The following is an 11,024-nucleotide window of genomic DNA, read 5'->3' as shown; positions in this document are numbered from 1 at the left end:
CCAATAACCAGCCAAAAACCAACTTAGTAACCGACCAATAATGATCTGAAAATAGACTTAGAAAGATCTGAGAATGAGGTGATGTGCATGAGTGTTCCAGATATGGACGACGTAGCCATGGCGGATTCCATCCCAAGGATCAAGCGAATTGGCGTGCTTACCAGCGGCGGAGACGCACCTGGCATGAACGCGGCGATCCGTGCCACAGTGAGAATTGCGCTCTATAACGGGCTGAAGGTTTCCGGCATACGCCGGGGCTTCCAGGGCTTGATCGAAGCAGACATTGATAACCTTGAGCTGGCCGATGTTGGCGATATCATCAACCGCGGCGGGACCAAGCTTCTGACTGCCAGGTCTGAGGAATTTATGACTGAAGCAGGACAAAAGCGAGCACTGGATGTACTGCGGATGTTCGAGATCGACGCTCTGGTGGTCATAGGCGGGGATGGCTCCTATAAGGGTGCCAAGCGCTTGTGGGAGATGGGGTTCCCGACCATCGGCATACCGGGCACTATTGATAATGACCTCGCTTATACGGATCTGACGCTGGGCTTTGACACGGCGGTCAGTACGGTGGTCTCGGCCATCAATAATCTCAGGGATACCTCGTCTTCTCATGGACGGGTCAGCATTGTGGAGGTCATGGGCCGGCACTGTGGAGACATTGCGCTGTTTGCGGGGCTTGCAGGCGGCGTTGAGGACATTCTGATTCCGGAGCGTAAGTTCGACCTGGATGACGTAGCACGGAAAATCCTGCAGGGAAGACGTCGGGGCAAACTGCACAGCATTGTTCTTGTCGCTGAAGGCGTTGGAAAATCCTACGAGATCGCGGAGCGGCTTGAGGCCCTCATACACCAGGAGGTGCGCGTCACCGTGCTCGGATATTTGCAGCGGGGCGGAACACCTTCCGTTACGGATCGCATCCTGGGCGCCCAGTTTGGACAGCGGGCTGTGGAACTGCTGCTGGAGAATAAGTTTGGACGCGTTGTCGGGATTCGGGACAACAAGATCATGGATCAGGACCTTGAAGCGGCGCTGAATGAGCCGAAGCGGTTCGATCAGGCCAAGTATGACCTGGCGGAGCTTTTATCGCTTTAAGCGGCATGCCTTAGTTCGCTGAGGCAGCTTAACTTAATAGGTTTATAATGAATATGTGATAAAATTAAGAAATGATGGCGCTGTTTTGCCGACTACAAAACAGGTTCGCGCCAGACGCCAGGATTTAGCCAGTTAGGATGTCAAACCTGTTCACAGCCAATAATCAGGCCACCCCCTTAGGAGAGATGATGCAATGAAAAAAACTAAAATAGTATGTACCATAGGTCCCGCCAGCGAAAATCCGGAAGTTTTCAAGACTTTGGTCGAAAGCGGCCTGGATGTCGCACGGCTCAACTTTTCCCACGGCAGCCACGAGGAGCATCTCGCGCGCATTCTGATGATCAAAAAGGTCCGCGCTGAGCTGGAAAAGCCAGTGGCAATTCTGCTGGACACCAAGGGTCCTGAGATCCGAACAGGTAAATTTGCTCAGGATGTGGAGTTAAAAGAAGGTCAGACTTTCACGCTGACCACACTGGATTATCTGGGCGACCAGGAGAAGTGCCAGGTGTCATATACGGGGCTGCCGCAGGACGTGTCTGCCGGCACCACTATTCTGATCGATGACGGCCTGGTGGGCATGGAAGTTGTCTCTGTCACCGAGACGGATATTGTCTGCCGGGTGCTCAACGGCGGAACCGTGAAGAGCAACAAGGGCGTCAACGTGCCGGGGGTCAGCATTCAGCTGCCGGCGATTACGGAAAAAGACATCAGCGACATTATTTTTGGCATCGACAACGGCATTGATTTTATAGCAGCTTCCTTTATCCGAAAGCCTGCGGACGTTCTCGAAATCCGCAAAGTCCTCGAGGAAAACAGCGGCCACCACGTCCACATCATCTCCAAGATTGAGAATCAGGAAGGCGTGGACAACATGCGTGAGATTCTCGAAGTCTCTGACGGTATCATGGTCGCCCGGGGCGATCTGGGCGTCGAGATTCCAACGGAGCGCATTCCGCTGGTTCAAAAAGAGCTCATCAAGCTGTGCAACCGCGCGGGCAAGCCGGTCATCACCGCCACACAGATGCTGGACTCCATGATCCGCAACCCGCGTCCGACCCGGGCGGAGACTACAGACGTGGCAAATGCCATCTTTGACGGTACGGATGCCATTATGCTGTCCGGTGAAACCGCGGCAGGCAAGTATCCCCTTGAGGCAGTTCGAACTATGGCGGTCATTGCAAAGGCGGCAGAGGAAAGCCTCGATTATGAAGCCCTGCTGCGCGGCGTGCACAAGTCAGAGGAAGATGACAATGTCACCTTCGCTGTGAGCCACGCGACCTGCCTGACGGCTCTGGAGCTTGAAGCCAGTGCCATCATGACGGCGACGTCCTCCGGCTTTACGGCACGCAAAATCTCAAAGTTCCGACCAAAAGCGCCTATCATTGCCGCGACCACCTCAGAGCAGGTGCGCCGCAAGCTGTCGCTGGTCTGGGGCGTCGAGTCCATTTCACTGGGCAAGGCGGATTCCACAGACGAGATCATGGAGAAATCCCTGAAGAGCGCTCAGGAAGAGGGCCTCGTCGAGCAGGGGGATCTGGTCATCCTGACAGCGGGCATACCTGTAGGCGTTGCCGGTGCGACGAATATGATGAAGGTGCACTTGGTGGGCGAGGTACTCATTAAAGGTACAGGCATAGGCAAAGGCATGGCTTCAGGGACTTTCTGCATAGCCAATACGCCTGAAGAGGCTCAGGTCAGCTTCAAAGATGGGGACATTTTGGTGTCCAGCACGACGGACCGCGATATGATGCCGTTCATCACCAAAGCCAGCGGACTGATTGTCGAAGAAGGCGGCTACACCAGCCACGCGGCAATAGTCGCGTTGTCACTCGGCCTCCCGACGGTCGTCGGCGCGGCGGATGCAGTCAAGCTGCTTAAAGGCGCGCCAAACGTCACCGTGGACGCCACCAAGGGCATAGTCTATGCCGGCCGCACCAGGATGCTCTAAGGCTTATGAACTATTATGATTTCGAGATCCGCCCCCGATACGAAGAAACCGATCAGATGGGCGTGGTCTACCATGGCAACTACTACCGCTACTTTGAGGTCGGGCGCTGCGAGTATCTGCGGTCACTGGGCTACTCTTACCGCGGCCTCGAAGAAGCGGGCATCATCCTGCCCGTCGTAGAGAGCAGCTGCCGTTACCGTGTGCCCATTCTCTACGATCAGGAAGTCATTATCCGCACATTTATTGAAACCTTCAAAGGCGTCAAGATTGCGTTTCTGTACCAGCTTCTGGACAAGGAGACCGGTCAGCTGCTCGCCGAGGGTCAGACCCTTCATGCCTTCGTCGACAAAGCCATGCGCCCGCTGCGCGTCAGCCGCCTCGACAAGGCTTTCGTCAAAGCCGTTGAGGATGCCATGGAAGTCAAAGCATCACAAGACACCCAGGAATAAAGCTGTGGCCGATGGTTACCCTTTCCGTCACAGGATCACAATAAGCAAGGCAAAGGAGATGCATCCATGAGAAAACGTCTCTTGGGCAAGACAGGACTGATGGTCAGCGAGGTAGGCTTTGGCGGTATACCCATCCAACGCGTCGACGCGCCAACGGTCAAAACCATCCTGCAGGAATGCCTGCGCCGGGAAGTCACCTTCATTGACACCGCCCGTGGCTATACGACCAGCGAAGAGATGATTGGCGCCGCCATTGAAGGCCATCGCGGCAGCTTCGTCCTCGCTACCAAAACCATGGCGAAGAGCTATGAGGATATGAAACGGGACATTGGCATCAGCCTGATCAACTTTAGAACGGATTATATTGAGTTATACCAGGCGCACTTTGTCCGAAATCAAGAGGCTTATGATGCCCTGATTCAGCAAGGTGGTTATGAAGCCATGCTGGAGGCTAAACGTGAAGGGCTGATCGGTCACATTGGCATCACGAGTCACGACCATAAGCTTCTCGAAAAAATCATTGAGGATGGCCGGTTTGAGACCATTCAGTTCCCCTACAACCTGGTGGAGCATCAGGGCGAGCGGCTGTTCCAGCGTGCCCATGAGCTCGGGTTAGGCGTCATTGCCATGAAGCCGTTGGCAGGGGGAGCCATTTCCAATGGTCCTCTCAGCCTTAAGTACATTTTGAACAACCCACACATTTCTGTGGCGATTCCAGGTATGGACAGCCCACAGCAAGTCTCAGAAAATGCGGCCATGGGCAGTGCGGATCTCAACTATACTGAAGAAGACCTAAAGAATATGGAGATTGTGCGCCAGGAAATGGGTGAGCATTTCTGCCGGCGCTGCGGGTACTGTCTGCCGTGCCCTCAAAATCTGGATATACCAACCCTGTTCCTCATGGAGGGGTATTTGAAGCGATATGGACTTAAGGAATGGGCAGAAGAGCGGTATGGCGCCATGGCTTTCAAAGCCGCCGATTGTGTCGAATGCGGTATTTGCGAGACGAGGTGCCCTTATGACTTGCCTATTCGGAGTATGCTCAAGAAAGTGGATGAGAGTTTTAGATAGGCGGGTGGCAGCAATGATTTCGCTTAGGCAGGATGCGCTAACAATTATCGATGCAGCTATCGAGGCCGTACTTCCAGAAGCGGCAGTTCAGGCTGCTTTGATGAATAGAGCCATCACCAAGGCTGTCACAGTCATTGCTATTGGGAAAGCTGCCTGGAGAATGGCGGAAGCGTCATACGCTGTACTGGGCGAAAAAATTAAACAAGGGATGATCGTAACTAAGTACGGCCATTCTCAGGGGGCTTTGCCGAAATTCGAGATCATTGAAGCCGGTCATCCAATTCCGGATGAGAATTCGGTTTTAGGTGCTGAAAGAGCTCTTGACATGGTTTCGGACGCTGATGAAAATGAGGATTTGATTCTGTTTTTGGTTTCCGGTGGGGGCTCCGCGCTGTTTGAATTGCCTCAATTGGGATTGGATCTAAGCGACATTATGGAAATCACGGACCAGTTATTGTCAAGAGGCGCTAACATCACGGAGATGAACATTGTTAGGAAGCATTTGTCCAGAGTCAAAGGCGGCAGGTTCGCGGAGGCTTGTGGCCAAACGGAGCTTTTAGTCATTGTTCTGTCAGATGTCATTGGTGACCCGCTGGATGTCATTGCGTCGGGACCGGCGTTTCCGGATCCGTCGACATCGGCAGAAGCCTTTGCAGTTCTTGATAAATTCGGGATTGCTTATAGTGCCAAGGTGAAAGCCGCGATCGAAAAGGAGACGCCCAAATCACTTGGCTTCTGCGAGAGCATTATAACCGGAAGTGTTTCAACCCTCTGTGATACGGCTGCAGCAGCCTGTGAGGCTTTGGGATATGCTCCAATAATACTGTCAACCGAGATGACAGGTGAAGCCTCTGAACTAGGTCGAACGCTGGCATCATTTGCCCGAGAGATCCTGATGGGCAAGTCAAGCCCCTATAAGCTGCGTCCGCCATGTGCACTCGTAGCGGGCGGCGAAACAATTGTTCATCTTAGGGGAAAAGGCAAAGGCGGCCGCAACCAGGAAACTGCGTTAGCAGCGGCAGTTGGCATTCAGGACCTGGATCATGTCGTGATCTTCTCAGTGGGTTCTGATGGGACAGATGGTCCTACAGATGCCGCAGGAGGCATGGTTGACGGTTATACCCTGGATCGAATTCGCAGCGCGGGCTTTAATCCTGGCCAGTTTCTCGCTGAAAACGATTCCTACCATGCCCTTCAGGTCAGCGAAGATTTGGTTATGACCGGTCCAACCGGAACCAACGTCAATGATTTGATGGTGGTGTTGATTGGTGAAGGCAAATAATGATTCAGATTCCAGAGAGGTCTATTGAAAAGACGTCCAATTCCAGATGCGAATGGACGTCTTTATTCTCTTTTTGAATATACCAAAGTTGGTATCAAGGACGGTGTGTGTTACGAATTACGGCGCGACCCACGACCATCGGCCAACAAAAATCTTTGAAAGGAAGCTCGCAGGGTATCTAACAGGTAGATGCGATTTTAGTGAGGTGACACCCATGGACCCATTGTTTAACTGGCTGATGTCGGGCGACGTGAGCCTGCAGTATTTGACCAGTAAATACCTTCTCCATAGTCCTGAGGCGGAACTCGTCGCGCTCAGAAAAAAGATAGCGGCCGATGGTTGGGGAAAAGCCTTCCTCGCCGCCAGGAATCCCACCGGCCACTGGGGACGGGATTTTTACCAGGTCAAGTGGATCAGCTCCCACTACACGCTGCTTGATCTCAGACACCTTGAGGTAGAGCCGGCAGAACCCATTCTGGAGACTCTAAACCTGATCCTGCGAACCCGAAAATCAGCAGATGGCAGCATCAACGAGTCGAATAAGATCCCGTCCGGCGATCTCTGTGTGAACGGCATGTTTCTGAATTACGCTTCGTTCTTTGGGATTCCGAAGTCAGAGATGATGTCCATTGTTGACTTTATCCTTGACAGCAGAATGGCGGATGGAGGATATAATTGTGACTACAAGAGGTATGGCGCGTCTCACGGCTCCATGCACACCACGATCTCCGTGCTGGAGGGGCTATGGGAGTTTCTTAAAGCCGGGCACGACTACCGAAAAGAAGAGATTGAACAGGCAAGGCAACAAGCGGAAAGCTTCTTGCTGAACCACAAATTGTTCAAGTCGGACAAGACGGGTGAGATCATTGACAAAAGGTGGTGCATGCTGTCCTTTCCTTCCAGATGGCGTTACGATATTCTCAGGGCGCTGGTCTATTTCGCTGATGCGGGGAGGCCATATGACCTGCGGATGGAAGACGCCCTCAGGATTCTTCAGTATAAGAGAAACAAGGACGGCACATGGCCGGTGCAGATGATGCACCCTGGGAAGGTACATTTTTTAATGGAAAAAACTGGCGCGCCAAGCAGATTCAATACACTGAGAGCACTAAGGGTGATGGCTGCGTACGAGGACGACAGGCTGAAGGAGGCATGATTTTGAGGCAGGAACCAAAGGTTGTTGAGCTTCCCAATCATCTTCTCATTCCGTTCCTCGAACAAGGAAACCGAAATGGAAAAGTATTGGTCATGCTGCATGGCGTCGCAGATTCCTGTGTTGCTTTTGAGCCCATGTTGCCTTTCCTATCAGATGAGTTTCGATCATTGGCAGTGACTTTGAGAGGGCATGGCGACGCAGGAAAACCTGAGACCGGGTATTCAACTATGAATTTTAAAGAGGATTTGGTTTTGTTGTTTGATGAAATGGGCATCGAGAAAGCGGTACTGCTCGGTGCTTCAAGCGGCGGATTTCCTGCCAGAAGCTTTGCTGCAGACTATCCGGAGCGGACAGAGGGGCTGATTCTGCTGGGCTCGCCTGCATCGCTTGGAGATAAGCCTGGCATTGTAAAGGTTTGGAATGAGGTCATCTCCCTGTTGACAGATCCCTTGGACGAAAATTTTGTCCGTAGGTTTGCTCAGGGACTTGAAACCGGAAATATACCTTCAGATTTTTTGGAAGTCATGCTGAAAGAAAACCTCAAAGCGCCGGCGAGGGTCTGGATTGAAACCATCCGAGGTATTATGAATGAGCCATTTCCGGGATCTCTTGGAAAGATCAAATCTGAGACGCTGATTCTATGGGGAGATCAGGATGTTATAGCCGCCAGAGAAGATCAGGAAGTGCTTGAAAAGGTGATTCCGAACGCTCAATTGAAAATTCTCTCAGGTTTGGGACATTTGCTGTACTGGGAATCGCCAGAGCGCGTTGCAGAGGAAATTAATGCGTTCATGAGGTTTAAATAAAAAGTTAGGGACAAAAAAAGTTGGGGCCAACAGGCGTAAGCCGCTGACCCCAACTTATTTTCACTTATACGCTCGCTTACCGCGGTGTTAAAAAATTCTGCGTAAAATATTGTTTGTACTCGCCCCCAAAGGCCACGCCGGTCCCGAGCTGCGTATAATTGCCGAGCAGGTTCACTCTATGGCCAGGTGAGTTGACCCACCCCATGTGCGTTGTGACTGCGTTTATGTAACCCGCAGCGATGTTCTCCGACGCCGCTGAGAAACTCAGCCCCGCTGCCTGCATCCTGTCGAACGGTGACTTCCCGTCCGGATTTATATGATCGAAAAAGCTGCGGTTCAACATGTCCAAACTGTGAGCGTAGGCCACTTTTGACGCTGCGGCGCTGTAAGTGACCACGGACTTACCTTTGGCGATCCTGAAAACGTTGACCAGATCAAAGGTCTGTTTCTCATAAGCCGTCCGCAGCCCTGCACTCGCAGGACCATACAGGCTTTTGAACGCCTCTTCGGTCACAGGCGCGATCAGCTGAAACGCCATTACCTTCTTGCTGTCCGCCAGGTCATAAAAGAACGTGGCATAACCAGCATGAAGCTTGTAGGTGTCAAATTCCTCACTTGTCTGGATCAGGAAAGTAAAGGTGCCCTTGTCGATTTTCGTCAGGCCGGTGCCGTACTTCGACTGAACATCACTCCTGGTACTGCCCATTCTAAGGCCGATGGCCGACTCAAACGGCCCATAATGCGTAAACAGCCCCACGACTTTGCCTGAGGAAATGCCAATCATAACATAGTCCTTAAAACTTTTGTGATAAACATACCATTCAAAGCCATACTCGCTGAGATCCTTGCGCACCGGCGTTCCGAGGGTTTGAGTCACTTTCTCCAGTGAATCGCCAATGCTGATGCCGGCGACCTTAAAAGTAGGGGATGAAACCGGCGGAGTTGAAACGACAATGTCGCCCAGATCCAGCCTGTCGGCCAGAAGCTTTGCGCTTACCACGGAGGATTCCGCTCGAGTGGCGGTGCCTGCAGGCCTGAAGCTGCCATCCGTGTAGCCGCTCAGCAGCTTGACGGCGTAGGCCACCAGTGTCGGTTCCTGATAACAGTCCCGGACAGCGTCCAGGTCACTGATTTTATCCGCCGCGATGTCCAGCGTGGACGCCGCGGGGTGCTCATTAGATCTTAAATAGGCCGCAGAAACGATGCCGGCCATTTCTTCCCTCAGGATCGGTCTGTCGAAAGTCGCAGCTGTCAGTGACGCAAAATCTGAGGCTTGGATTAAGCCCAAAGCCTTCGCCTTGTCAATATAAGGCTGTCCCCAGTATTCTCCCGATGAAGCTGTCCGAACAGTCTCGCCCAGAGACTTAAGCGTCATGACCAAGAATTCTGATCGCGTGATCTGGGCATCCGGCTTGAAGCTGCCGTCAGGGTAGCCGTTGACAATGCCGTACTGAACCAGGGTCCCGATATAATCGCGGCCCCAATGCTGATCTGTGTCTTCAAACGCAAAGGTGACAGGTGCCACTAAGGACACCATCAGTACCAGGGTGAGCAGCAGTCGTCCAAGTTTTCTCATAGGTCAGGGTTTCCTCTTCTTATGTAAGTTTTGGATTGTGCTAAAGGGAATGTTGTGAGCAATCCTTTTTTCATGATAACATAGTTAACATAATAATGTCACCCCCAAAAGAGCAAATTCTCAACTGGAAGAACAAGGACATGCCGATGGTCACCAATCAAACAAAGTGAAACTCGGTGTCAGACACCCAGTTTCACTTTATCTTCAAAAAAACAACCCGCTATTCAAGCGGGTTGATCAATGCCTTTCGTCTTTGTACTTCCGTCAAATCAAGCCCATTGAGTCCCGTCACCGGCGCGCCGCCCAAAGTGTAGAGGACGCCATCCACACCTGAGATGGAGGTCAGTGACTGGGTCATAGCGTCAAACATGAACGCGGCCAAAGCTTGGTCGCCGCCGTACAGGTCGCCCTCAATGCCAAGGTCCACCTTCAAAGTGGTGCCCTCCTGGGTCGTGCTGACTACAGTGACATTCGCTGGAATTGGCGCTATCAGCGCGTCGCTGTTACCCTCTTGGGCAATGCCGCTCTTCAGCAGGGCCATGACATCCTCGTGCGGCGTGGAAAGCTTTGGATAGACCTTCACAAGACCGAGGAGCAGTCGCTCGCCTCCAGTTCTGACGCCCAGCCATGCCGTCGGTGTATTGTCCCGCTCGTAGACGGTTTCCAGGTCCATGCCGTGCAGGAAGGCGCCCGTCGATTTTCCATCCACAAAAAACTTGATCTTCTGGACATAATCAATATTGAAAAGAGAGTACCGGATCGCATCTACGGCCATCAGTGAACGTGTGCTGCCCGTCGAAAACGGAGCGAGATCCGCGGACCTTGTGTACATAGTCGCCAGTCCCTGGGCGTATTGAATGTTCGGCACACGGAAGGCCGGCGCCTCGTTCAGGAGCCCCAAGCCCGCAGGCGGCGGCGCTGCCAGGGCATTCGCCGTTTTTCTCAGGACCTTGTCATTAGCCGTCGCCTGGGACAGCGGAATCAAATGCATCAGCTGCTCATCCGGGTAATAGGTTTGAATAGACACATAACCATTTTGAGACACTTGTTTAGCCGGCACATAGCGCTTGCCCGCGAAAGTGGACACCTCTGCGGAAACGGAGTTCGCGCCTGCAGCCAGATGGGTACTCGTGCTGCTGAAGTCCAGCTGGTAGTGACCGGCTTCCAGTGCCAGCGCTGCCACATCTACCGTCAGTTCAACCTTAGTCTTGTCGATCAGCCGGTCATCCCCAAACGGAATCTGCGCACCGGTCAGGGTCTTTACCTGTCGGTCTTTGTCGCTGATCGTCAGCGTCATCTGATCCCGTATGGCCGCCGCCGTCTCCACCACCTCGCCGGTGCCCTCGACCAGGATCACCAGCGACTCAGGCTGGAAAAGATAAGGTGTGCCGATGGTCATGGCTGCGTCCTCGGAACCATCGGCCACAATTCCTGGTATCTCTACTTCAGGCTGGTTGCTCTGCTCCCACTCCAAAAAACCTTCAAAGGAAAAATTGAAATCCAGAATTTTTTTATTAACGGGCATAGTGGTCAGTGTAAAAAACATGACGGTCAAAAGCACAAAATTAAATAGAAATTTTGACACGCTACCCCTCCTAACAATCGAAGTCTTTGAACTTGCTCTAAATTACATTATAA

9 protein-coding genes are annotated in these 11,024 nt (G+C 52.5%); 7 read left to right on the top strand and 2 right to left on the bottom strand.

Going from position 1 to position 11,024, the window contains the following annotated elements:
* Window positions 1-138: 138 nt before the first annotated feature.
* The 7 genes from pfkA to AC4PHM_RS09540 all read left to right on the top strand — a co-directional run bounded on the left by pfkA (window position 139) and on the right by AC4PHM_RS09540 (window position 7,810).
* Complete coding sequence (gene pfkA, locus AC4PHM_RS09570; RefSeq protein ID WP_492020492.1) at window positions 139-1,098, top strand: 6-phosphofructokinase; 960 nt, start codon at window positions 139-141, stop codon at window positions 1,096-1,098.
* Window positions 1,099-1,291: 193 nt separating this feature from the next.
* Window positions 1,292-3,046 carry a pyruvate kinase gene (gene pyk / locus AC4PHM_RS09565; protein WP_492017589.1) on the top strand — a complete coding sequence of 585 codons (1,755 nt, stop codon included), beginning with the start codon at window positions 1,292-1,294 and terminating at the stop codon, window positions 3,044-3,046.
* A 5-nt stretch (window positions 3,047-3,051) separates the two neighbouring features.
* The gene (locus AC4PHM_RS09560; RefSeq protein ID WP_492017588.1) at window positions 3,052-3,495 is read left to right on the top strand and encodes an acyl-CoA thioesterase; all 444 of its coding nucleotides are present in this window, start codon (window positions 3,052-3,054) and stop codon (window positions 3,493-3,495) included.
* Between the two features lie 66 nt (window positions 3,496-3,561).
* The gene (locus AC4PHM_RS09555; RefSeq protein WP_492017587.1) at window positions 3,562-4,566 is read left to right on the top strand and encodes an aldo/keto reductase; all 1,005 of its coding nucleotides are present in this window, start codon (window positions 3,562-3,564) and stop codon (window positions 4,564-4,566) included.
* Between the two features lie 13 nt (window positions 4,567-4,579).
* Entirely contained in the window at window positions 4,580-5,848 is a 1,269-nt protein-coding gene (locus AC4PHM_RS09550) for a glycerate kinase type-2 family protein (RefSeq protein ID WP_492017586.1), read from the top strand.
* 214 nt (window positions 5,849-6,062) lie between these two features.
* Window positions 6,063-7,004: a prenyltransferase/squalene oxidase repeat-containing protein gene (locus AC4PHM_RS09545; RefSeq protein WP_492017585.1), complete on the top strand. Its 942-nt coding sequence runs from the start codon at window positions 6,063-6,065 to the stop codon at window positions 7,002-7,004.
* A 2-nt stretch (window positions 7,005-7,006) separates the two neighbouring features.
* Complete coding sequence (locus tag AC4PHM_RS09540) at window positions 7,007-7,810, top strand: alpha/beta fold hydrolase (protein ID WP_291405492.1); 804 nt, start codon at window positions 7,007-7,009, stop codon at window positions 7,808-7,810.
* A 76-nt stretch (window positions 7,811-7,886) separates the two neighbouring features.
* Here the strand turns inward: AC4PHM_RS09540 and AC4PHM_RS09535 are convergent, their stop codons facing one another.
* Window positions 7,887-9,386 (bottom strand): CAP-associated domain-containing protein, encoded by a 1,500-nt coding sequence (locus AC4PHM_RS09535; RefSeq protein ID WP_492017584.1) that lies wholly within the window; start codon window positions 9,384-9,386, stop codon window positions 7,887-7,889.
* A 220-nt stretch (window positions 9,387-9,606) separates the two neighbouring features.
* Window positions 9,607-10,971, bottom strand: a complete 1,365-nt coding sequence (locus AC4PHM_RS09530; protein WP_492017583.1) for a GerMN domain-containing protein — start codon at window positions 10,969-10,971, stop codon at window positions 9,607-9,609.
* Between the last annotated feature and the right edge of the window lie 53 nt (window positions 10,972-11,024).

Source organism: Acidaminobacter sp. QWL-03, from assembly GCF_058683855.1.
Note: the sequence above shows the minus strand (reverse complement) of the source record. Positions and strands in the feature narration are given on the sequence as shown.